General features: G+C 35.1%; 20 protein-coding genes. 14 read left to right on the top strand and 6 right to left on the bottom strand.

Features of this window, described 5'->3' with window-relative positions; all coding sequences use genetic code 11:
* Positions 1 to 241 precede the first annotated feature (241 nt).
* Positions 242 to 2434 (bottom strand): putative porin, encoded by a 2193-nt coding sequence (locus tag ACB104_RS15075; RefSeq protein WP_370480048.1) that lies wholly within the window; start codon positions 2432 to 2434, stop codon positions 242 to 244.
* Between the two features lie 224 nt (positions 2435 to 2658).
* Between ACB104_RS15075 and rnhB the strand changes: the two genes are divergently transcribed.
* From rnhB to ACB104_RS15045, 6 genes are all read left to right on the top strand, one after another.
* The gene (rnhB, locus tag ACB104_RS15070; RefSeq protein WP_370480046.1) at positions 2659 to 3258 is read left to right on the top strand and encodes a ribonuclease HII; all 600 of its coding nucleotides are present in this window, start codon (positions 2659 to 2661) and stop codon (positions 3256 to 3258) included.
* A gap of 50 nt (positions 3259 to 3308) precedes the next feature.
* On the top strand, positions 3309 to 5741 hold the full coding sequence (locus ACB104_RS15065) for a ribonuclease HII (protein ID WP_370480045.1): 2433 nt from the start codon (positions 3309 to 3311) through the stop codon (positions 5739 to 5741).
* Between the two features lie 363 nt (positions 5742 to 6104).
* The gene (locus ACB104_RS15060) at positions 6105 to 7154 is read left to right on the top strand and encodes a nucleoid-associated protein (RefSeq protein ID WP_370480043.1); all 1050 of its coding nucleotides are present in this window, start codon (positions 6105 to 6107) and stop codon (positions 7152 to 7154) included.
* Between the two features lie 10 nt (positions 7155 to 7164).
* Positions 7165 to 7941, top strand: coding sequence for a DUF1961 family protein (locus ACB104_RS15055; protein WP_370480042.1), 777 nt, complete (start codon positions 7165 to 7167; stop codon positions 7939 to 7941).
* 49 nt (positions 7942 to 7990) lie between these two features.
* Positions 7991 to 8782: a polyphosphate kinase 2 gene (gene ppk2, locus ACB104_RS15050; RefSeq protein WP_370480040.1), complete on the top strand. Its 792-nt coding sequence runs from the start codon at positions 7991 to 7993 to the stop codon at positions 8780 to 8782.
* 36 nt (positions 8783 to 8818) lie between these two features.
* Positions 8819 to 9310 carry a hypothetical protein gene (locus ACB104_RS15045; RefSeq protein ID WP_370480039.1) on the top strand — a complete coding sequence of 164 codons (492 nt, stop codon included), beginning with the start codon at positions 8819 to 8821 and terminating at the stop codon, positions 9308 to 9310.
* Between the two features lie 58 nt (positions 9311 to 9368).
* On the opposite strand, the gene ACB104_RS15040 is transcribed toward ACB104_RS15045, so the two are convergent.
* The 3 genes from ACB104_RS15040 to ACB104_RS15030 all read right to left on the bottom strand — a co-directional run bounded on the left by ACB104_RS15040 (position 9369) and on the right by ACB104_RS15030 (position 13128).
* Complete coding sequence (locus tag ACB104_RS15040) at positions 9369 to 12101, bottom strand: pectinesterase family protein (RefSeq protein ID WP_370480037.1); 2733 nt, start codon at positions 12099 to 12101, stop codon at positions 9369 to 9371.
* Between the two features lie 140 nt (positions 12102 to 12241).
* Positions 12242 to 12940 (bottom strand): lipoyl(octanoyl) transferase LipB, encoded by a 699-nt coding sequence (lipB, locus tag ACB104_RS15035; protein WP_370480036.1) that lies wholly within the window; start codon positions 12938 to 12940, stop codon positions 12242 to 12244.
* 29 nt (positions 12941 to 12969) lie between these two features.
* A complete protein-coding gene (locus tag ACB104_RS15030; protein WP_223548593.1) occupies positions 12970 to 13128 on the bottom strand; it encodes a YqaE/Pmp3 family membrane protein in 159 nt (52 codons plus the stop codon).
* A gap of 167 nt (positions 13129 to 13295) precedes the next feature.
* Between ACB104_RS15030 and ACB104_RS15025 the strand changes: the two genes are divergently transcribed.
* The 7 genes from ACB104_RS15025 (at position 13296) to ACB104_RS14995 (ending at position 21698) form a co-directional block, all read left to right on the top strand.
* Positions 13296 to 14306 (top strand): helix-turn-helix domain-containing protein, encoded by a 1011-nt coding sequence (locus ACB104_RS15025; RefSeq protein ID WP_370480034.1) that lies wholly within the window; start codon positions 13296 to 13298, stop codon positions 14304 to 14306.
* Between the two features lie 107 nt (positions 14307 to 14413).
* Positions 14414 to 14857, top strand: a complete 444-nt coding sequence (locus tag ACB104_RS15020; protein ID WP_370480032.1) for a DUF1573 domain-containing protein — start codon at positions 14414 to 14416, stop codon at positions 14855 to 14857.
* Positions 14858 to 14967: 110 nt separating this feature from the next.
* The gene (lysS, locus tag ACB104_RS15015) at positions 14968 to 16659 is read left to right on the top strand and encodes a lysine--tRNA ligase (protein WP_370480031.1); all 1692 of its coding nucleotides are present in this window, start codon (positions 14968 to 14970) and stop codon (positions 16657 to 16659) included.
* A 230-nt stretch (positions 16660 to 16889) separates the two neighbouring features.
* The gene (locus ACB104_RS15010; RefSeq protein ID WP_370480029.1) at positions 16890 to 17273 is read left to right on the top strand and encodes a hypothetical protein; all 384 of its coding nucleotides are present in this window, start codon (positions 16890 to 16892) and stop codon (positions 17271 to 17273) included.
* A gap of 3 nt (positions 17274 to 17276) precedes the next feature.
* Positions 17277 to 18827 (top strand): FAD-dependent oxidoreductase, encoded by a 1551-nt coding sequence (locus tag ACB104_RS15005; RefSeq protein WP_370480028.1) that lies wholly within the window; start codon positions 17277 to 17279, stop codon positions 18825 to 18827.
* Positions 18828 to 19008: 181 nt separating this feature from the next.
* On the top strand, positions 19009 to 20871 hold the full coding sequence (locus tag ACB104_RS15000) for a helix-turn-helix domain-containing protein (protein WP_370480027.1): 1863 nt from the start codon (positions 19009 to 19011) through the stop codon (positions 20869 to 20871).
* Between the two features lie 179 nt (positions 20872 to 21050).
* The gene (locus ACB104_RS14995; RefSeq protein ID WP_370480025.1) at positions 21051 to 21698 is read left to right on the top strand and encodes a hypothetical protein; all 648 of its coding nucleotides are present in this window, start codon (positions 21051 to 21053) and stop codon (positions 21696 to 21698) included.
* A 282-nt stretch (positions 21699 to 21980) separates the two neighbouring features.
* Here ACB104_RS14995 and ACB104_RS14990 read toward each other — a convergent pair whose 3' ends face one another.
* On the bottom strand, positions 21981 to 22730 hold the full coding sequence (locus tag ACB104_RS14990; protein WP_370480023.1) for an alpha/beta hydrolase: 750 nt from the start codon (positions 22728 to 22730) through the stop codon (positions 21981 to 21983).
* A gap of 34 nt (positions 22731 to 22764) precedes the next feature.
* On the bottom strand, positions 22765 to 23643 hold the full coding sequence (locus ACB104_RS14985; protein ID WP_370480021.1) for an alpha/beta hydrolase: 879 nt from the start codon (positions 23641 to 23643) through the stop codon (positions 22765 to 22767).
* Between the two features lie 320 nt (positions 23644 to 23963).
* On the opposite strand from ACB104_RS14985, the gene ACB104_RS14980 reads away from it, so the two are divergent.
* Positions 23964 to 25181 carry a hypothetical protein gene (locus ACB104_RS14980; protein WP_370480019.1) on the top strand — a complete coding sequence of 406 codons (1218 nt, stop codon included), beginning with the start codon at positions 23964 to 23966 and terminating at the stop codon, positions 25179 to 25181.
* The last annotated feature ends 95 nt before the right edge of the window (positions 25182 to 25276 follow it).

Raw genomic sequence — 25276 nt, 5'->3', positions numbered from 1 at the left:
ATACCTGAAAAAACACCCGGACAATGAACTTGGCGCCCAACGGACTTGCCGTTTTTTGCGGGTGCAAACATAACACCCTTTTTCAATACCGCAATGGATTTTTTAATCTTTTTTTTAAATGTTTTTTCAGGAACAAGGCAACACCTTAATTTACCGTATATTACACCTAATAAAAAATACTAACAAAACTGAACAGAACTAAAATGTAGGGCAAATTTGGGAGAACTGAACAACTAAAAATTTACAAAAAGAAATTCCAAACCACACCAAAACGTACAATAAAGTCACGGTAAGGATAGTTTGGAGCAGTATAATAGTTGTAACCTGTAAAGGCTGAATTAAAATGTTCTGCTTTTAAATAGATTCGCGTTTGACGGATTTTTGCATTTAAAAAATAATCTAACCTTGGAAAATCGCCAAATTTCTGATCCGTTTGGATGTAAAATTCTGCCAAAAGCGGGCTGTACCCATTCATATAATACTTTGTAAAATAATTTAACGTTACGCCTGTTTGCAAATACAATGCTTTTTTAAACATATGACTTGAAAAGTACAGCGTGTTTCGGGTATTGAATTCTGGCATATTCAAGACGCTGTTGTCATCTTGAACGTTTTGATATTCTATGGTGTTATTCAACGCAAACTTACCAACCTTTATTTCGTTTTCAAACTTAACGCGCAAGTAGTTTATAGTTTTGTTATTCTGATAAGGCCTTATTTGCTGAGTTGTAGCGTCCTTTTTAAAGTATACATAATCGTTTATAGTTGAAAAGTCCACCGTTACCTTTGCTAATTTCTTAAATCTTAACTGAAATGCCAATTGCTGGGTTTCGGTATTATTAAAATTGTTTTGCCAGTTATAATTTATATAGTCACTTTGATATAATAAGGTATTGTAATTAGGAGCATGCGAACTATGGTTGATGGACGCTGCAACGCCTATGTCCTCATTTAAATTAAAACTAGCGTCTGCTTTTAGAAAATTACCATCGAAATCACCAGACGCGTTTATACCAAGTTCCCCCTGTAGCTCAAAACCTTTATATTGTTTCTGGTATTTTCCTCCAGCCGAAAAAACATTACCCTTTAATCTATTGGTTATTGTATTCCCATTTAATAGCACCAATTTATTGTACCCATAATTATAATTATTACTACTGATGTTAAACTGGAAATTACCCAATAAATGATTGTAATATTCTAATTGTAACTTGTTGTAAAAACTTTCTAGGGTTGCCCGTTCTTTTAGATTGCTTATTTTGAAAGCCGAACCAAAAAAAGCTGTTGCCGCAGCAGTTTGGTCATATTGGTAATACTTATCCTCAAAAGAAATTATATGCCTTAAAGTTAGCTTGTTTTTTAATGAAAACTTGCTCAATTTCTTTTCTTCAGTTATTGAAGTTTCTAATTTGGGCTTATTGGCCAATGAATCTTTTACAATTGGTTTTATTTCAATAGAGTCATTTTTAAACGGATTTTTTTTAATGGAATCATTTCTTGCAAACCTTCTTGGAACAGATTTTTTTGATGTTGTATCATTTGCAACAGAACCCCTTTCAACCAAATCGCTTTTCTCGGTTATTTGTGATTTATTAATTGGTTTTCCTTTTTTGCTTTTTGCCAAATTATTGAAGATATCATAACTGTGGTCTAGATAAAAACGCTTTCCACGAAGCATGCTTTCAGCATTTTCAAAATTCACTTCAAGAATAGAACGATCAAGAAATTCAGGCTCCCCGGTTTCAAAATTTTCTATGCTTCCACTGCTTTCATCCAAACCGCCATTTTCTTGATTCAACAAATCTTGTGTAACAATATGTCCTTGGGCCAAATACCTTCTGTTTTTTGATTGATAATTTGACGTAAAACTGAAATTCCCCGTACTGGTCAAAATATGCTGATATTTTCCCAAGGAGCGCAAACCTTTGTAAGCTATTGAAAAATTGAACTGGGGAGAGGTATTAACGGTGAAAAACGATTCTACTAATTGCCCTTGTTCAAAGGCTGTTCTAAAAAACAGTTCGGTCAGCGGAGTGGGTACACGGTAATACTTTATATCTTCGACCTCCATGTAATTGAAGTGCCTAGCCCTCGCCCCAAAAAGTGGCATTAAATTGGTGTTCTGAAAATCTAAAGTTAAACTATTGTATGTTTGCCCAAGGTTTGAAAACGGTATTAAACCAAAATTGTCTTTACGCAAATAATTAAACTTGTAATCCTTTTGAATAGTTAAAGTAGTATCTACAAAAGTGGTGTCGTTTTCATGAGATATAATAAGATAGTCTGATATCTTCGGAACATAGTCCCCTGCTTTTTTAGCGGTATCTTGGGTTTTGGTCAAACCGAGTTCTCTACCCAATCTACTCGGCTTGTTTTGTGCAAAACCTAAGCTAAATATAAGGGTGAACAACAGGACCAAAACTTTTTCTCTCATAGATATAGATTTCCGCGACAAAAGTAACTATTTGAACGTAAAGTGAAAGTAAATATTTTAAATTAAGAATGCCGGTAAGCTATGCCGGCATTCTTAGTTTTACTTATCATCATTTAACTGATGAATAAAGTATATTTATTGAGTTAGTCTTTTACAAACATCTACAAAAAAAATGAAAATGCAAAACTTATTGCTGATTTTGAATTAATCTATATTTTCGTTGTATGCTATTATCTAACCATTCAAGATACATTTTAGAGTGTGGAACAGACGAAGCTGGGCGAGGTTGCTTGGCTGGTCCAGTAACTGCCGCTGCGGTAATTTTACCAGAGAAATTTGAAAATAGCATTTTAAACGATTCCAAACAACTTAGCGAGAGCAAAAGAGAACTTTTAAAGCCCATTATTGAAGAACAGTCATTAACATTTGGCGTTGCCCATATTTTTCAGGAAGATATTGATAAAATAAACATTTTAAACGCTTCTATTCTGGCTATGCACAAATCGGTTGAACAACTTAGTCCTGTGCCAGAATTTATAATTGTTGACGGCAATAAATTTAAACCTTATCTTAATATTCCACACGAAACCATCGTTAAAGGAGACGGCAAATATTTAAGCATTGCCGCAGCTTCCATTTTGGCAAAAACACACAGAGATGCTTACATGAATGCCATACATGAAGAATTTCCGATGTACAACTGGAAAAAGAACAAAGGCTACCCCACCAAAGAGCATAGAGAGGCCATTAAAAAATATGGCATAACAAAGTACCATAGAAAGTCGTTCAGGTTGTTACCGGAACAATTAAAGTTGGAGTTATAAATTTTTAATGAGTTAAAAAAACATTAGGTTTGTAAAAATTAATTCTATCCATGAAATTTTTTTGGCTTTCCCTCCTACTTATAACGGTTTTTAATTGCACCAATCCATACACCGAACGCACCGAACTTATTGATTATGCTCCTGAAAAAGCTTCAATTATTCTAAGTGCACCAAACCTCGAAAGCCTAAAAAATAGCATAAAAAATAGCGACTTTTTGGAAACCGTATCGAATACAAGTTGCTGTAAATCTATAGAAGACAATTTATCCAATCTTTCTCATTTAAACCCTAGTGGCGAGGTTTTGATTTGTTTTTTGAAAGATGACAACGACAGTCTTCAATATGCTGTAATGACGAAACAGAACCAAAATTTGTTTAAAACAGACTCATTACCAAACTACACGGAAGAGCTAATTCCTTTCAAAAGTAAAACCATTGTAAAATCTACTATAGATAAAAACACCTTTTATAGTTTGGTGATTGACAGTACTTTTTTCGCATCTTCTTCTTTGGAAACAACAAAAGAATTGCTGAACAAAAGTCCCTTGGACAAACAATTGTCCAAAATATTTAACACATCGAGCAAAGACAAAACATTTTCTGTTATTGTGAAACCAAACAACAACTCCGTAAAATCTGTGTTCATAGAAGACGCTCTTTCCTTGGCCAACTTTACAAATTATTTGGCTTTAGACGTCGAGTTAAGCCAAAACGAAACATATTTTAACGGTATAACTAAGGCCACAGATTCTACAGAAAGATTGGTCAATATTTTTAAAAATACTATTCCCCAAAGGAACCAAATTCAAAATGTAACACCTTCAAATAGTGATGGTTTTATGAGTTTTACTTTCGATAATTATAAAGTTTTTGAAACCAATCTGAAAAAATTCAACAAAAAAGATTCTATAGTAAATACCTCCACCCTTTTTGATAACATTATTGAGGTCGGCGTACTTTATGAAGATAAAAACAGGGCTGTTGTATTAAATTCCATTGACATTATTGCTACCCATGATGCACTTTTGGGTGAGCAAACCACAATAGATTCGTATCGAGAAATTGACATTTTCAGCTTTAGTCGTCCCAATTTATTTAGCGAAACATTTGCACCTTTGGTCTCCTATAGTAACGCAAGCATGTATTGCGTATTGGATGATTTTTTTGTTTTTACCGATAATCTTGAACTGCTTCAAAGCATCATAGCCAATTACCAAAATGAAACGGTTTTAGGACAAAGGGATTATTTTAAAAACATGAGTGAAAAATTGAGCAGTGCGGCCTCACTTTTTCAAGTTTGCAGCGCATCATCATTAAAAAATATTTTGAACAAAAATTTAGAAACTGAAGAAGATTTTGACTTAAATACTTATAACGTTTCAGCCATTCAATTTATCTATGACCATGATTTCGCCCATTTAAATGGCATCATTTCCAAAAATAAGGTGAAAGCTTCTGCAAATTCAATTTCAGAGGAACTCAACATAAAATTAGATGCCGATTTGTTGACCAACCCTCAATTTGTAAAAAACCACAGAACCAATGAAAAAGAAATTGTGGTGCAAGACGTAAACAACAACCTATATTTAATTTCCAATTCTGGAAAAATTCTATGGACAAAACAACTGCAGGGTCCTGTTTTAGGCACTATTGAACAAATAGATATTTACAAAAACGGACGTCTACAACTTATTTTTGCGACACCAAACAGGGTTTATGTTTTAGACCGAAACGGAAAAGACGTATCTCCTTTTCCGTTAAACTTTAACGATAAAATAACCCAACCGCTTTCGGTTTTTGATTATGATAAGCGGAAAAACTACCGCCTTTTGGTTACCCAAGGCAAAGATGTTTTAATGTACAATGTACAAGGCCAAATTGTAAAAGGTTTTACTTTTAGTTCGGCGAACGAAATGATTATTTCACAGCCAAAACATTTTAGAATTGGCAGTAAAGATTACTTAACCATAAAAACGGAAAACAAACTTTACATTTTGGACAGAACTGGGAAAATACGTGTAAAACCAAAGTCTGAAAGCACATATTCCAATCAACCCGTCTTTTTGTACAACGATAGATTTACAACCACAACAGCAGATGGTGATTTAGTATCTGTTGATTCGCGTGGCAATGTTTCAAAAACCAACTTAAATCTTTCATCCAACCATGCTATTGAAACCACCAGCAAAATACTTGTTGCACTTAGCGAAAACAAGCTATTCTTAAAAAGTAGAACATCTGAGTTGGACTATGGCAATTACACCCAACCTCGTATCTTCTACATTTACGACAAAATTTACGTGACTACCACCGATTTGCAATCGCACAAAATTTATCTTTACGATAGCCAATCACAAATGATTGACAATTTTCCTGTTTACGGCAATTCAACCATCGATTTGGAAAATATAGATAATGACAGGAATTTGGAGTTTGTAACCAAAGGGGAAAGTAATTCTATTATTTTGTACCAGATTAATTAGTTTTTATGTTTTATTTAGGTTGAAAACCGTTTAATAAAAATTCTCAACCGCAATTTGTCGGTAAAAAAGTAATCTTTATCTTTAGAGCAGCTATTAATCAATCTATTACAGATGAAATCACCAAAAAACGTATTTGGAATCTTTACTTTTTTTGCTGATTTTCTTTATTCATTTTACCGATACACCATGGTAAACCAAACAATTAATTCTCGCAAAACTGTTGGGTTAAATTTGTAAAAATATAACGATAACCAAATCGCAAGTCCTCGAATCTCAAGGAACGTCAAAGTAAAAGGCTTTGGCGTTCTTTTTTGGGCTTATTATTTTTGAAATCACTACTATTGCAATACTTAAAACTACAACATGATTTCAAGGAAAAACGCTTCAATTACAAAATTCATCATTCATAAAGTTGGCAATAAGTTCAATGATACAAAAAATGCCTTTTCAGAAAAATTAGTCGATTTCGACGAAGCCAGCTACGACCTTATGCTACCCTTTTTATTGCGTCCATTTTCTAGTGTTGTGCAAAGCTATCGCTTTAATCACCACGCCAATATCTCGTTAAACGAAATAAACAGCTACACCTCACAAATATTTAATGACGACAATGATTTTATTGAGTTTTCAAAACACATCGTTATGCATTTGTATGAGCAATCCAATTCGGCAAACATTAAAACAGGTGATGTTTTGGTGGTGATGTTCGAAGGTATAGAATTCAATGACATCACAACCAACGCCCTAGGCATTTTTAAAATTGAAAACAAAGTTAACTTCTTTCAAACCTATTTAGAAAATAACAGCTACGATGTTTTGGTTCAAAAAGGTATCAGCTCAAAAAAAGTGGACAAAGGTTGCTTAATCTTGAACCAGAGTGATAGCGAAGGCAATATTATTTTAAGTGTAGACAACAACAGTTATGACGCCCAATATTGGCTCAATCATTTTTTGAATATAAAATATGCCGATGATGCCAATAACCACACCCAGCAATATATTGAATTGTGCAAGGATTTTTCCACCGAAATCATAAAAACCACTTATGGCGCAAAGGAAAGAAATACTTTTTTAACTAAAACCATCGACTTTTTCAAAGAAAATGAAGTGGTGAATGTAGAACGTTTTAAAGACGAGATATTTGAAGACGACATGCACAAAAAAGAATTCGATATCTTTAAAAAGGAATTTGAAAGCGAGCAAAATGTAGTCATCAGAAATCAGTTCGACTTAGCAGAAGCTATTGTGAATAAAGAAAAACGCAAGATAAAAACCGATATAAAACTTGATACCCATATTCAAATAAAATTGGACATTGATGCCCCAGATGCTTCGGCTGAATATTTGGAGCGTGGTTACGACGAAGACAAGAAAATGCATTATTACAAAGTCTTTTTTAATGCCGAAGACTAAAACCTTTAAGATGAAACCTGTATTAACCATTTCGATATTGCTGTGTTGTATAAATCTGTTTGGGCAAGATACTATTGATACTTTTAATGACCTGAAGGCTTTAAAAAAATGGAAACTTAAATTTGAAAACAGCCTAACCAACAATTGGCAAGATCATTGGTTTTTAGATGGCAAACGTGCAAAACTTGAAACCAACGAAAAAGGCATGACATTTACCGCAGGTCCCATTGAAAGAAACGACTCATGCCATGCCGTACTATGGACCACTAAATCTTTTAAAGGCGATCTAAAAATTGAATACGAATACACCCGAACAGACACCAAACAAAAATGGGTGAATATTTTATACCTTCAAGCAACTGGCGTTGAACCCTATAAAAAGGATATCTACAAATGGAAAGAGGCTAGAACTGTTCCTGCCATGAAAACTTATTATAATTATATGAACGCCTTGCATATTAGCTATGCTGCTTTTAACAATAATACGGGCGAAGAATATGTTAGGGCAAGAAAATATCCGGTTAAACCTGGTGAAAACTTTAATACAAGCACCGAAATTTCTCCTGCTTTTACTGATACGGGATTGTTCTTGCCAAATCAAACCTACCAAATCACAGTTATAAAAACTGATGAAACATTGTATTTTAAAGTAGAGGGCAAAGATGAATCAAAATTATTTTCTTGGGATATTTCAAAAATCGGATCTGTAAAAAAAGGACGTATAGGTTTGCGCCATATGTTCACACGTTCGGCACAATATGCCAATTTTAAGGTGTTCACTAAATAATACCCAAATACCTCTAGCCCGATTTCGTTTTTTTATTAACTTGTAGGGCATGAAAAACAGCCAGTCCAGACCCAAAAAGTTTAACTACGAAAAAGAATTAGCCAAATTACACACCGAGCTTGTGCACCTGCAACAATGGGTAAAAAAACAAGGATTAAAAGTAGTCATTGTTTTTGAGGGTAGAGATGCCTCTGGAAAAGGTGGCACCATAAAACGGTTTACCGAACCCTTGAATCCGCGGATTTGTAAAGTGGTTGCCTTGGGTGTACCTACTGAAAAAGAAAAGACCCAATGGTATTTTCAACGCTACGTTCAATATTTACCGGCGGCTGGCGAAATTGTTCTTTTTGATAGAAGCTGGTACAACCGTGCCGGTGTGGAAAAAGTGATGGGATTTTGTACTGATGAGGAATATCGTGAATTCCTCCGTTCCTGCCCGGAATTTGAACGCATGTTGGTCAGGTCTGGCATTATTGTCTTAAAATATTGGTTTTCAGTCAGCGATGAAGAACAGGAAAGACGGTTTAAAAACCGAATAAACAATCCCTTAAAACGTTGGAAATTTAGCCCAATGGATTTAGAATCGCGTTCACGTTGGTTGGAATATTCCAAAGCTAAGGACCAAATGTTTGCACATACCGACACTAAACAAGTGCCTTGGTATGTTGTAAACTCAGATGATAAGAAAAAGGCTCGGCTAAATTGCATTAGCCACGTTTTGAGTATGATTCCTTATGAAAAGATGGACGTTACACCTATTGAGCTTCCTGAGCTTCCAGATTATGAAGGCTATGTACGCCCACCTATGAACTACCAAACATTTGTTCCTGAGAAGTATTAAAAACGAATACCATGGTTTAAGTTCATGAAAATAATTATGAATAAAAAAATCATCTATATTCTTTTCTTTATAGGTGCTTTTGGCTTTTCCCAAGAAAAAGCTTCACTTTTTGCGGGAAAATGGGATATTATTTGCACTCAAACGCATAACATTTATTACAACACAATCACGGATTCACTTTCTTATTCTGATGAATATAGAGAATTGATTCCAGGCTTAATAAAGGATTACAATCTTAAAACCATAGATTCTCTCAACCTTATCGTAATATCGGATAATTCAAATAATTCTTTTGAATTTCATGAAAATGGTAAGTTCCTAAGGAAGGAAAATGGAAATATAATTCAGAAAGGGAAATATAAATTAAAAACTTCTAAAAAAATTATAATTCTTAACTACAGAGATAGACAGAATAAAAAAATTAAGGATTTTATGGAATATTCCGTGCAAGACAAAGATTTGCTTTTGAAAATACCATTTGGAAAAATTTTAAGACCGACCTATTTCACCTTGAGAAAAAAAGTTTAACAGAAAAATAAAACTCACTATTACCTAAATTTACAGTGAGTTTTAAGAATAATTTCATCTAGCGATTATAAATCTTTAAAGCTCCCAATTTGCCATCAACATTATATTTAATCATGTGAATGCCCGATTTCAACCAATTTAAATTTATCTCTCGTACACCTTTGGTTTGAAACAAACGCTGCCCCATAATATTATAAATCTCGAGGTTCTCTAAGCTGCCTCTTATCTCTAAAACACCTTGCTTTATAATCACCTTATCATTTACACTTAAACTGGAATCTACAGTGATTGACCCAGAACCTGACAACAATCCAGGGTGTGTACTTGAATCATAAGTTCCGTTTCCTAATGGTGACCCATTAAGTGTAAACTTGGCAACCATAACGGCAACATTTAAAACAGCCGAGGCATTTCCAGAAATATCCATATTCAAAACATTTCCAGCACATTTTGCATGATTGAAAATGGCTTGGTTATTTTCGGCCAGTTCAATCTTAGCATTTCCAAAGGCATTTTCTACCAATCCGTTAATGGCCGACAATCCAGTGGCATTCGATGCTGCAATTGTTAAATCCCAAACACCCGTAAATCCGCTATTGTCGCCTCCTAAGTCTACAGTAGCGCTATTGGCCACGTCCCTAGTGTTTCGCACGGTTATTTTGTAATCACCAGAAAAAGTTCCCGGTAAATTCATAACGCTACCACCCGTATTGGCACTGTTCATTAAAAGTGAAATATCTCCTTCTACAATGACATCGGCATCTAAATAAAAACCTGACCCACTTGTAGCGTAGCTAATATTTGTGCCCTGAAACATTCTTATTGGTCCTAAACATTGAGAATCTTGACGCCTTAATCGAATACTTCCACCGTTTTGCACATACATATCTCCAGCAAACGGAGCACTTTGCGCCTCGATGGTCAATCCATCAACAATAACTTTTTCGCCCAACTCTGGCAATAATGCCGGTGAATAATGGTCTGGGTTGTCCCAGTTTCCGTTGGCACCACCGATAAAAATGAACTGACTTGGTCTTCCGATAATTATTTTACCAGAACCACTAATGGTTGATGGGTTCGTTGTGGAGTTATATTCACCTATGGGCTGAATAGCACCATCAATATACCACTCGCTGATTGTGATATCTTGGTTAAGAACTATTGATGCGCTGCCTTCGGTATATAATGCCGTTGTTGGGTCAATGGCATTGCTCACATCAATGATTAATTGTCCGTTTGTCTTAACCGTTATTTTGCCTGAACCGCCAAGTGAGCTTCCAACTTTAGCCTGTAAACCTCCTGCCTCAACAATCAAATCTCCCGTATATCCTGTGTTAGCGTTATTAAATTGACATATTCCTGTGCCCGTTTTGGTTATTTGATGCACCCCAATTATAGCAGCTGTAATATCTAAATTCCCAGAAACATCAACGGTAAAATCACTTTTACTTTTTATTGTACCCGATAGCGATGCGCTTATGGAGGATGAAATGGTTGACTGATTAAGCGTAAGTAATTGAACAGAACTACTTGCTGTAACGTCAATTACAGCTCCATTTTTCAAGTTAAGGTCGGCATCAAAATTTCCGCCATTTGCTGCTACCGTAAAACTACCGTCAACATTCGCTACTTCAGCGGATGCGGGGACCCCATTTGGATTCCAATTGTCTGCTTCAAGCCATCCATTGGTACCGGCACCACCGTCCCAATCATAAACAGTTACCGTTGGTGGAATTGCCGTAGGGTCCCAATTATCTGAACCCGCCAAAACAATTTCAGGTTCATATAAATCGGCTTCATTTTGGTCAACCAAAGATCTGAGTCCTGCCCAGTTAGCTCTACCACTCATATCTGCACCTGGGCCCGTATTCATCCATTCGTATAGATGGAGGTCTGTACTCGTATCGGCATAATCCATATTCCATTTGTCACCCCAGCCTAACGGGTCAATTTCGGCTGGCATATAACAGTAAAGCCATGCCACCTTAGGGTACTCGTGCCATGGACGACCAAATTTTATCTTAGCTCCATCATCACCGTTTCTTGGGCTGTTATTTTGATAAGTTAAGTTGCATTTGTAGAAGACAAAACCATAATCTTGGTTTATTGTGGTAGAAGGCGCTGTTATCCAAGCCCCGCCGTAACTCCTAATTTCACATTCGTTAAAGAAGCCAACACCACGACCATAGATGTAATCTGTACGCCCTAAAATCATACAAGTTTCAAAATATGCGCGGGATGTTTCAGCCATCCAAAAATAAATTGTATCCTGATAACCGGTGAGGTTACAGTTTATAAAAACATTTCTATCTGCTTGTAAGGTAATAGCTTGTGCCTGCCCCACTGGACCAGCAGTATTTTCAATGGTTAAATTTTCGGCCCTAAAATCGTTGGCTTGAATGGTCAAAGTTGCTGAAGTTGCCATTAGTGCGCCATTGCCAACCCACAAGGCGGCTTTTTCACTAGGACACTTTCCATTAACACCTCCACTCGCGCAATCGTAAATATCGTAGCTTATTATGGTTTCTTCCCTACTCTCTCCTATTAAAGTTATATTGGTTTTATTGGCAGGAACAATCAATTTTTCTTGGTCATACAAACCTCGTTTCAAATAAATGATTGTTTCAGTTGAACTATTGGAAGGCACAGCATCAAATGCGGCTTGAAGTGTGGTGAAGTCTCCTGTTCCATTGATATCTACAACAATATCTGGACTAAAATTTTGACCGTTGGAAACATTAAGGAAAGCCAGTGTAATAAATAGAATGGCAATGTTTTTAAAAAATCTCATAAGAAGTTTGTTTGGTTTGTTGAAAAATGATTTTGCGGCTACAAAAACATTTACAATATTAGTAATTTGTAATCGATTACAAAAACAAAATTTTATTAACTAAATAAGCGACAAAATTCCAAGATTATGGGCAATTTTTGTTATTGAAATTCAGCCTCAAAAAGCTCAGAAAAATGCTTAACCAGTTTTTCTTTTACATGAGCTTCATCGATACGCCTTTCACCAAGCTCAACGTTTAAAGAAGTCACCGCCTTTCCTCGGATACCACAGGGAATAATGTTATCAAAATAACCCAAATCGGCATTTACATTTAGGGCAAAACCGTGCATGGTAACCCATCGGCTGGCACGTACACCCATAGCACAAATTTTTCTGGCAAAAGGGGTACCAACATCCAACCATACACCGGTTTCCCCAGCACTCCTTTCTCCTTTTAAACCATACCCTGCCAAAGTAAGAATAATCATTTCCTCCAAAAAACGAAGGTATTTATGAATGTCTGTAAAGAAATTATCCAAATCTAAAATAGGATAACCAACAATTTGTCCTGGTCCGTGATAAGTAATATCTCCTCCCCTATTAATTTTATAAAAGGTTGCCCCTTTTTCGGTAAGTTGTTTCTCGTTTAAAAGTAAGTTTGCCAAATCACCACTTTTACCTAAAGTGTAAACATGCGGATGCTCTACAAACAAGAAATAGTTTTGGGTAACATCATTTAAGTTTTCCCTGCGGTTTTTAATTTTGGCATCAACAATGCCTTTGAACAATTCTTCTTGGTAATCCCAGGTTTCCTTGTAATCCTTAAAGCCTAAATCTTGCAGTAAAACGGTCTTATTCATAGGCTGCAAAATTACAACAAATTTATGTTCTAACGGTTAGGGTTGTTTAGTATTACCAAAGCTGCGATGACCCCAGGCACCCAACCACAAAGCCACAATAAAAATACAATAAAGATAGAGCCACAACCTTTATCCAATACGGCCAAAGGTGGACATATAATTGAAAGTAAAACTCTCCAAAAACTCATTTTGATTTATTTTAATGATTGATGATTGCCTATTTGACGTTATATCCAGCATTTTGTTACAAAGATTTTCGTTGAAAATATTCCATCTCATTTTGAATAAATTATAGTAGTTTAGCGGTATGGCAAAGTGTTCCTTTTTTTTATTTTTTGTATTGTTTTCGTTTTCTATGAAAGCGCAATATTCGTTTACGGGTCATGTTGACAATGAAGAATGGCATAATAATGTTTACCTTTCCATAATTGAGGATTACCGAAAAATTTCCGGTGTTTATTTTGAACAAATTATAGCTAAAGCAACTACCGATAGTTTAGGCTATTTTAGGTTTACTGGGAACCAATTGGAAAATGACAATAGAATTTACAGAATACATGTTGACAATTGTTTTGAAAGCGAACAAAACCAAAACCATTTTGATGGCCATTGCGATGAAAGCAAAGAAGTTATTTTTATTGCAAAAAACAACGACACTATTGTATTCCCTATTTCTTTTGAGCAGCAAATATTTTGCGATATAAAATCTACAAACCAAAAAGCAAAAGCCTTTGTTAAGATTGACTCTTTAAGGGAAGAGATGAAATTTGCCTTTAGCGAATTCAGAAGTGAAGCCAACCGAAAATTAAATGCTAAAAAATGGTTTAAAACCTTACAGGATTTTGGTCAAAATCTCAATGAACCTTTAGCTGAACTTTATATTTACTCCTTTCTATCGGACAGAAGAAACGACCTTCATAGCCATTATTTAGAAGACCTAAAAAACAACGCCTATTACGCAGATTTGTTGAGTCGACTGGAAACACAATACCCAAATTCCAGCTACACCAAACAGTATAGGGCAGAATTAAATTCAGATAAATTTATTGTTAATGGAGCTTCAGATTCTGATTTTAAATTGAACTACTTACTTTATTTTTTCTTAGCCATATCACTATCATTTAACTTATGGTTTTTGTTTTCCAATAAGAAAAACAACCCTAACACCATAACAAAAGCAAAAGAACAACTCACCAAACAAGAGCAAAACATTCTCTCCCTTTTATTGGAAGAAAAGAGCAACAAAGAAATTGCAGACAAACTTTTTATAAGTTTAAGTACGGTAAAAACCCATGTTAATAACATTTACAAAAAACTGAATATACAATCCAGAGACGAGGCAAAATCACTATTCAAAGCAAATTAAATAAATCTAAACCTAGGTACTAGTACTCATTTCAACCCCTAATTTTATTGATGTTTCTAAAAATTTTATGATGTTTGTGTCTTTATAAACCAAAAAACTCGAACATTATGAACTTATCTAAAAATGCTTTCCTTTCTTCAAAGACCAAAGTTTTATTAATTCTTTGTCTTTTTGTTTATGGTATTAACTTTTCACAAGAAACTGCCACTAATGAAAAAACTGGCGTTTTTTCTTTTGAAACTACCGAAATAGACTATGGCACTATTGAACAAAATGCAGATGGCGAACGATTTTTTAAATTCACCAATACCGGAGACGCTCCAATTGTAATTTCAAATGCAAAAGGATCTTGTGGTTGCACCGTTCCTACTTACACTAAAAATATGATTGCTCCGGGAGAAAAAGGAGAAATTAAAGTAAAATACGCCACTAATAGAATTGGTAAATTCTCAAAAACGGTTACGTTAACATCAAACGCATCAGAACCTACAAAAATTCTGAAAATCAAAGGTGAGGTTTTAAAGCCCGAAGTGGAACCGGCCGCAAATTAACCTCGAATTTCTTTTCACAAAAATCTACCAACAAGTTGTATGCTAATTTTTTGAAAATAACGTAATTTTGCAGGCGTCTGTAAAAAAGGCAGAATTCAAAATTAATTAGCATGCAGCTTTCAGAACAAGAAATAGTAAGAAGAGTCAAGTTAAACAAACTTCGCGAGTTAGGAATCAATCCTTATCCAGCAGATTTATACCCCGTAGACCACACTTCAAAACAAGTAAAAGAGCATTTTGAAGAAGGAAAAAAGGTGGTCATTGCTGGCCGATTGATGATGATTAAAGTTCAGGGAAAAGCCAGTTTTGCCCAATTACAAGATGCCGAAGGGAAAATTCAGGTATATTTTAACCGTGATGAAATATGCCCTGGCGATGACAAAACCAAATATAACGAAGTCTTTAAAAAACTAATTGATTTTGGCGACTTTGTTGGTATTGAAGGCGAATTATTCAAAACCCAAGTAGGCGAAAAAACAGTAAAAGTAAAAGACTTTAATGTACTTAGCAAAGCGCTAAAACCGCTACCGCTACCAAAAGAAAAAGATGGTAAAGTATATGATGCCTTTACCGATCCCGAACAACGTTACAGACAGCGTTATGCCGATTTGGTTGTAAACCCACATGTAAAAGAGGTTTTTGTAAAACGCACAAAATTGTTCAATGCCATGCGTCAGTTTTTTAACGATGCTGGTTATTTTGAAGTAGAAACTCCAGTTTTACAGCCTATTCCGGGTGGTGCGGCGGCACGTCCATTTATAACGCATCACAATGCTTTAGATGTGCCTCTATATATGCGAATTGCCAACGAGCTTTACTTAAAAAGATTGATTGTTGGTGGTTTTGATGGAGTTTACGAGTTTTCTAAAAACTTCAGAAATGAAGGCATGGACAGAACCCATAACCCAGAGTTTACCGCGATGGAAATTTATGTGGCCTACAAAGACTACAATTGGATGATGGGCTTCTGCGAGCAATTACTTGAGTATTGTGCCATAGCAGTAAACGGAACAACCAAAGCTACTTTCGGGGAACACGAAATAGATTTTAAAGCACCCTATGCTCGGGTGACTATGGCCGATTCCATCAAGCAATTTACAGGATTTGATATTACAGGAAAAAGCGAAGCTGAAATAAGAAAAGCTGCCGTAGATATGGGCATTGAAGTCGATGACACCATGGGCAAAGGCAAGTTGATTGATGAAATTTTTGGTGAAAAATGCGAAGGTAACTATATACAACCTACGTTCATTACAGATTATCCAAAGGAAATGAGCCCATTGTGTAAAGAACACCGTGATAATCCTGAATTGACTGAGCGTTTTGAACTTATGGTTTGTGGTAAGGAAATAGCCAATGCATATTCCGAATTAAACGACCCCATTGATCAACGTGAACGTTTTGAACATCAGTTAAAATTAGCCGCTAAAGGTGATGACGAGGCAACAGAATTTATAGACCATGATTTTTTACGTGCTTTGGAGTACGGTATGCCTCCTACATCGGGAATGGGCATTGGCATGGACCGATTGATAATGTTCTTAACCAATAACCAATCCATACAGGAAGTGCTGTTCTTCCCACAAATGAGACCTGAGAAAAAGCCTGTAGCGGTTAGTGAAGATGCAAAAGCTGTTTTTGAAATCTTGAAAAAGGCTGAAAAACTGGAACTTGATGACTTAAAAAACCAATCTGGTTTATCAAACAAAAAATGGGATAAAACTATTAAAGAACTTACCAAAAGTAATCTGGCAAAAGTTGAAAAGACTGATGAAGGTTTACAAGTTCAAATTATTAATTAAACTTCTGGGTTTTATTCAAACTACAAAAGGATTAAATTAAATTAATCCTTTTTTTATATCATTTAGTGTAATTTTATTCATAAAACATAAAATATTTGCTATTACTTTAATTAATTAAAAATCACTATCTTTAACAACCCAAGGTTGATTTAGCCTTTTGTTTTGGTTTATTTGTTTTTTTTTGAACTCAAAAATCAATAGCATATATGCTGCGCAAAACCTTTTGTGAAATGTCCTTCTTAGCTGGCTTGAGCATCTTTTTCCCAACAGTAGGTTGCTCAAAATTAGAATCTTCCATAGCTAAAAAACTAAGCCTACCATTGACCTTAGCCAAAATCAACGATCATAATACAATAATTGACATTGGAAATTCCTATTTAGATAAAAATCCAGATGAAAATAACCAGGAACATTTGATTGACAAACTTTTGGTTTCCTCAAATGGCGGTTTAATTTCAAAAACAACTGATAGTTTAACTCTAGAAAATTTGATTTTGAAAAAAATAGAAACCGATTTCAAAAATGGAGAAACCATTGTAATTAATGGATGGGTGCTTTCCAAAACCGAAGCTCGTCAATGTGCATTATTTTCACTCACTCAAGCTAAAAATTAAGTTATGCATATAGATGCCAGATATTTAGATGATCACACTAATATTGAAGGGGATATTTGCATTGTTGGTTCTGGAGCCGCAGGCATAAGCTTCGCTTTAGAATGGATAAACACTCCTTATAAAGTTATTCTTCTTGAAGGGGGTGGTTTTGAATATGACAATCAAGTTCAAAATTTGTATGCCGGTAAAAACACAGGGCAACGTTATTACCCATTAAGATCAAGCCGCTTACACTATTTTGGTGGAACTACAAACCATTGGGCTGGTATGTGCTCGCCATACGACCCTATTGACTTTAAAAAAAGAGATTGGGTTCCCCATAGTGGTTGGCCCATTACCAGACTCGATTTAGATCCATTTTATGCTAGAGCTAATAAAGTATTAGAATTAGGCCCATATCGTTACGATATTGAATATTTAAAGGAAGTAAGACCCAACAAGGAAACCCTACCTTTAGACGAGGGAGTCGTATGGAATAAAATGTGGCAGTTTAGCCCACCAACAAGATTCAATAAAAAATATCGGGATGACATTGTAAATGCCAAAAACATTCACCTATATACTTATGCGAACCTCACCAATATTATTGCAAATGATAGCATTAACTCCATAGATAAGTTAGAGTTAAAAAATCATGCCAATAAAACTCATAATGTTAAAGCTAAACATTATGTATTGGCTTGTGGAGCCATTCAAAATGCTCGAATGCTATTGGCTTCCAACAAGCAAGCCAATAAAGGGCTGGGAAACCAGAACGATTTAGTCGGCAGATATTTTATGGAACATCTTGAAGTTATTTCTGCTCAAATGTTTCTAAAAAAACCATTTGCTATGGATCTTTATGGATTTGACCCCAAGAGCTGGACAACCCCAAGAGCCGAAATTGGATTAACTGAAGAAATACAAGAAAAACACCAAATTTTAAATGGCACTATATCTTTCACTCCCATGGCTTTAACCAAAAGTCAAAAGCCCATGATAGATGTTTGGACTAGTGATGACCCTTTAGAAAGTGAGAAAAAATTATATGAGAACTTCGAAGATTATGATAAGATTGATAGAAGTGTCAAAAATCCATATGAAACAAATGTCTTTGAACTGTTTACAAGAATGGAACAAGCTCCCAACCCCAATTCTAGAATAACCTTAGATTCAGAAAAGGATGAACTTGGCGTCCAAAGAGCCAAACTGCATTGGGATTTAACTGAATTAGACAAACACAGTATGAGGAAAATTTATGAAATCTTTGGAGAAGCCGTTGGCAAATCTGGAATTGGCAGGGTGAAAATGTATGATTTCTTATGGAAAGCGAACAACAGTGAGATGCTAAAAACTCTTGGTGGCGGATGGCATCATATGGGCACTACCAAAATGCATGATGATCCAAAACAGGGAGTGGTTGATGCTAATTGCAAAATACATGGTTTAAGCAACCTTTTCATTGCAGGCTCTGGTTGTTGCTCTACAGCAGGGGCACCCAACCCAACACTAAACTTGGTGGCTCTAAGCCTTAGATTATCAGATCATCTTAAAACTTTAATGCGTAATAATTAATCATTATACCTATCATTCTCCATAAAATTGCAATGCATCATTAATTAAATCCATACCGAAACAGTTAGTCTTTCTTTTATTAAGTTTTAACTAATAGTATTGTAAATTTACTTTACGAGTATTACCTTTAAATCAGTTATCTTTTCATTCATAAATGCAAGCCAAAAGCTAATCACTTGGAATGATTCAGGACGATAAATTAATATCCAAACTAAAATCAATAGTTCTAGATAATCTTCAAAATGAACAATTTGGCGTTGAAGAATTATCAAAATCAGTAGGTCTAAGCCGTTCACATTTACACAGAAAATTAAAGAGGTTAAAATCACAATCCATAAGTCAATTCATAAGAGAAATAAGACTTCAAGAAGGACACAAATTAGTACAACAGGACGCCTATACAATTTCTGAAATAGCCTATAAAGTTGGTTTTGGAAGCACTTCATACTTTCATAAGTGTTTTCACGAATATTATGGTTATCCAGCTAGTGAAGCTAAAAAACATCTTAATAATGAAACCTTAAAGCAAACGACAGAAAAAAGAAAGCTTTTCAGTTTTCAAAATCAAATAAAAACAACATTTAAGATTATTGAGGTTTTGCTTTTTGTCTTTTTTGCTGGTTATTTACTAACTAACCAATTTTCAAAAAATAAAGTTCGATCTACAAAAGATAAATCAATTGCCGTTTTGCCGTTTAAAAATATAAGTGATGATGCAGAAAATCAGTTTTTTGCAGATGGACTAGTTGAAGGGATTTTAAATAGGCTTGCTACCTTAGAGGATTTCAAAGTTATATCGCGTACCTCGTCAGAAATCTACAAACATAACACAACGAAGACAACTCCAACAATTGCCACTGAATTGGGCGTGTCCTATATTTTAGAAGGCAGTATTCAGACGTATGAAAACAAAGCTAGAATTACGGTTCAGCTTATTGATGCTACTCAAGATGATCATGTCTGGATAAAAAGTTTTGACAGAGAACTATCTGATATTTTTGATGTCCAAAGCGAGATAGCTATCCAGATAGCTTCAGGTCTTAACACGACACTTTCAGAAGAACAAACTTTAGAGATTAAAAAGAACCTAACAAAAAATTTAGAAGCGTATAAATTATACCAACTAGGTAGATTCTATTGGGGCAAAAGAATAAAAGAAGATTACGCAACGGCCATAGGTTATTTTAAAAAGGCCATCATCGAGGACCCTAATTATGCTTTAGCCTATGCCGGTCTGGGCGATACTTACTTTCTAAAAATATGGACGTCTTCAACCCAAGAGGAGATTATAGAAAACAGAAAGAAAGCCGAATTTTACGCATTAAAAGCTTTGGAATTAGATGAAAATCTAGTTGAAGCCCATACCGTTTTGGCAACCCTTTACTTTTTTATTGACTGGGAATGGGAAAAATCAAATAAAGCATTTATGAAGGCCTTTAAAATTGGTAAAAACTATTCAACTTTGCATCACCGGTATTCTGAATACCTTAGTTGTATTGGCAGACATAAAGAAGCCCGATTTCATATAAACAAAGCCCTAGAATTAGACCCTTTGTCATTTATAGTGCGCGAGGTAAGTGCGAAGTTGCACCTAAATAACGGACAATTTCTTAAAGCTATAGAGGAATCAAAAATTGCTGGAGATTTGAACAAGGATCATATACGACCACCGCTATATCAGTTTTGGAGTTATTATATGCTCAAGAATGATGCACTAGCTTTAGAAAATTTAAAAAATCTTAGAACCGTAATAAAAAATACTACTACCGGTAAGACTTTAGACAGCATTCATAACACCTCGGGGAGAGACGGTTTAATGAGATGGTGTGCAGAAGCCACTTCAAAAGAAGTTAAGACCCAAACCCTGGTTTTTTTAGGTGAAAATGAAAAAGCATTGGATGGGCTTGAAGAGCTTTATTATAGAGGAGAACGTTTGCCTGATGTACCCTATTGGTATTCCCCTAACAGTTTAGAAGAACACCCACGTTTTATTGCCTTAAAGAAAAAAATGAATCTGCCCTACACTCCAGCATCATTGCCTTAATTTGTTCTTAATTCTATCGAATTATAACCCGTATATTGTTTTCTGCAACATAGTTTGACCAAACAACATAGTTTTCAAAAAAAATTAAGCATTCTGCAACATAGTTTCTTTATATGACAAGTAGTATTTAACAATCTTTATAGTTATAAATATTGTATAACCACTAAAACTATTTAATCATGAAAACTATAAAAATATTAGGTTTAGCCCTATTAAGTCTTTTTCTTTACACGAGCTGTGAGGACACCACTGATGAATTCAATTCGGAACAAAACTTATTTGAAGAAAACAACTTAACTTCAAAATCAACTAATAAAAAAGAGCTGCCTTTTAAAGCTACGTTTACAGTGTGGCGAGCAGAAGCTCCAGGTTCCCAGCCATGCGATGCTGGTTTTAGTGAAACCATGATAATGAAGGGAAACGGTGAAATGACCCACCTTGGGCAGCTACAGGAACTCTTTATGAGATTTTGTTCAGCGCCTACTCCGGAAGTAATTTTTCCTGTAAACTATTCATTTATTGAAACCGGTAAATTTGTCGCTGCCAATGGAGACGAACTGCATTGTATAATTGAGTCAGGCCAGATATGGCCATATTCAGGAGATAACCCTCTGTATCAACTATATTTTAATGACGATATCTTATTTATTGGAGGTACTGGCCGTTTTAAAGGTGCATCCGGATGGGCTAAAACCAATGCCTATGTTCATCCGGGAACTACAGATAATGAAGGGGAGGATCCTTTTTATACCGACTTCTTTATAAATGAAGGAGAATTAATTATTGTACCAGGTAGTGCCGCATCGGAATTGCATTTAAGTAAATGAAAATCTAGTTTAAAAAAAGGAATCAAGATTGATTTCCCTTTTTTAAATAAAAATCCTCCTGAACCGAAATTATATCACCAAGTGGCATCAATATTATCTCAAAAAAAGGGCTTGGGATTGAATAACAAAAATGCGAAGAGATAATCAGAGAATTAACTGTCAAAAATTAGCAAAGTTGAAAAAATTAATAAAGTAATTATCGTTGGTGTGACTTAGATTTTAAGTATTGATTTTTTTCTAAAACCACAATGCAACAAAAAATTCCGAAATACAATTCGTGTTTTATTTTAATGAAGATTCTATTCCAGTCCGAAACTCTTCAAAATCAATAAGATTATTATGATTTCCTCCTTCAACAGTAATAAATTTAGTTTGTGACTTGGGAGCAACCTCAAATAATTTTCTGGCTGAATTAAAAGGAACAACATCATCATTGGTTCCATGAACAATCGTTATAGGGCAACTTACATTTTGGACAAACTGAAACGTTGGAAATTTATATTTAAGCAGCGGTTTAACAGGAAAGAAAGGAAACCTAGATTTGGCCACATCAACCATACTGTAATAGGGCGATTCCAAAATAAGCCGTTTTGGGTTGTTATTTGAAGCCAGATAAGTGGCTATTCCCGTTCCCAATGAACGGCCGTAGAGTGTTATTTCAGATTCATCGTAACGTTTCAATAAGTAATCGTAAAACAACTGGGCATCATTATAAAAAGCTTCCTCACTTAACTTTCCGGTGCTTTTACCATAGGATCTATAATCCATGACCAAAACATCATACTGCTTTTCAACAAAAAATTCAGCTATGGTTCCCCAACGTAATAAATCGCCAGCATTACCATGAAAATATAGTATTATGCCTTTTGGGTTTTCAATCTTAAAATGAATGGCATTCAATTTTGCGCCATCATTGGTTTCAAAATTCAATTCCTCAAAATCATAATTAAAATCAAACTGATAATCCTGATCCAAAGTTGTGGGCAAAAACAATATTTTTTCCTGAAGAAAATACAACGATGCTGTTATCATAAAATAAATACCGAATAAAACGAAAATTAGCCTTTTAAGCTTTTGCTTTAGTGACCTTGGAGCTGTGTTTGACATGAATACTTGTGGTTGACAAATCGATATTTTGAGGTTTTGAATTGAGTATATCGTGAATCATTTCATGGTAGGATTCAAAATTATTTAAGTTTTTATGGCCACCCCCGATAACCGTATGTAGTTTTGTGAGTTTGGGGTTGATTTTAGATAATTTTAAACTGGTTTTGTAAGGAATCAGTTTATCGTTAGTTCCGTGGATTATATGAATGGGGCATTGCACATACTTGAGCCACTTAAACGTTGGAAGCGGATATTTTAACAAAACCGAAAGCGGCATAAATGGGGCATAACGTGCCGTGACTTTGGTCATGCTATAATATGGGGCATCTAAAATGAGCATTTTTGGGCTATTCATAGAAGCCAATTTCGCAGCAAAACCCGAGCCCAATGAGCGGCCATATAAAATAATGCGGTCTTCGGTGGTCCGTTCTTTTATTCTGTTGTACACTTGTTGCAAATCGCGCTTAATGGCTTTTTGGGAGCGCTTTCCGGTGCTTTTTCCAAAGCCCCTGTAATCTACCATCAAAACATTATAATTATGGCGTGTAAAATCTACTGCAAATTTACCCCAGCCTCTAATGCTTTTTGAATTCCCTTTGAGGTACAATACAATGCCTTTGGGCTCTCCCCTTGGCTTAAACAAGAGTCCGTTGATAACGGCACCGTCTCGGGTTTCTAAATTGTACTCTTTGGTATCCTGATTTTCATAATGGAACTCAAAATCCTTGGGAAGCTTTTCAGGTTTAAACAGCATATAGTCCTGCAAATAATACAAAGCCACGCTTATTGCTAAATAGGCTATCAGCAAAATCAAAATAATATGCAACCAATAAGGCATGTTAAAAACCTGTTAGAACACTAAGTTACAACAAAAGTTGAAAACAATTTTGGGAAGCTGTAAAACAAAAAAAGCCAACCTTAGCAGGCTGGCTTTTTTTAAACAAACTAAACTTTAACTTTTTCGCACAATAATAAGAAGATTGTGCTTAACTAAACTAACTATGCAAAGAGACGCAATATTTTTCGCTTAGGAAATTAATTTTGAAATATTTAACACTCAAAGAGCCAGTTTTATAACTTCATTAAGAGACGTTTATTCGAAGTGTTAATTTTTTAAGAATACAATGTAGCCAAAACTTAAATTTCTACTTTTGTGCGATGCTAAAAAAACTGTTTGTACTTTTTATTTTTTCAATCCACATAAATGGTTTCGCTCAAGAAAAAGATAGCCTATCTTACAAAAATGGTATAAGTAATCCCAGTCTTTTAGGTACTCATCATTTTGGTATTTTCAGTTCAAGAATAAATACTAATTTTAAATATTTACCAAACCAAAAACCAAGATTCAGCATTGATTACTCCAGCGGGAACAACTTCCATCCGTTTGTTGAGGCACATTACCCAAAAGACCCTGAAATAAGAAGACGACTCAGTCAAACCATATGGCACGACCGCCAGTTTACCTTTTTAGACCAAGAAACCACACCAGCCGATTACATGAATATTGTAGTTGATGCGGTTATTAAGGAGTTTAGGCTAAATTTTGAGATTCCATTAAACAAAAGGCACGAACTAAATTTAAATTTCAGGTCTTATTTAATTACTAAAGGGAAATATCCCTTTTCATTTTTTACCGCCGACGAAAGCATCGAGTGGTTCCACTCCAATGTTGCTGGAGGTGAAGACCCTTATGGAAGACGTTATTACGGTCTAAACCAAGTTAACTTTAGATATCTCGACCGCAATGGAAACACGCTTGAACTTAGGCAGAACAATTTCTTTATGGGTGGTATTGAGCTAAGCCATTATTACTATCCAAAACTTGCAATAAATGACTCCCAAGGTATTTTTATCAATTTTGGAAGCCATTTGGGGCTCAATACTTCAAGATTTAATTCTTCCATGGATTTTGGTCTGTCGGCGAATGCCATTAAAAGGATTGACTTAAAAAACAATTATGAACTGAACTTAGCCCTGGGAGCCAATGTTTTAAGAAAAAATATAATCGATTTTAAAGAGGTTATGGATTTGGGGAACAATCCTTATTTGGGCACGTTTGAAACCAATTTAGAGATTACAAAATATACCAAAAAAGGCAACTACCATGCCTTTGGGGTAAACTTTCAGGCACAAACCCGATACAACAAAAAAGAAGAATTCGGTTATTTTAGGCTTTTGGGCAAATGGCGAGAAATTAATGCTGGTTGGCAAAACGGTGTTTACACCTTATATAGCACCATACAAAACTGGAATTTTGTTTACACCTACGGCAAACCCAATTTTCAGCTATCTATCTATATAAAAGAAGATTTTGAGGTCAATAATGCCCCTGATTTCCAAACAGGCATCAGCATAAAATTACCTATCGTCAAGTAGCTTCTCCAATATCTTCTTTACCATAAACGTTAACGTCTAGTTAAAAGCTAATGGCCTTTAAACCTTTTCAAGTTTTTAAAGTCCTATTGGTATAA

Source organism: Tamlana flava, assembly GCF_041287255.1.
Classification (GTDB): Bacteria; Bacteroidota; Bacteroidia; order Flavobacteriales; family Flavobacteriaceae; genus Tamlana; species Tamlana flava.
Note: the sequence above shows the minus strand (reverse complement) of the source record. Positions and strands in the feature narration are given on the sequence as shown.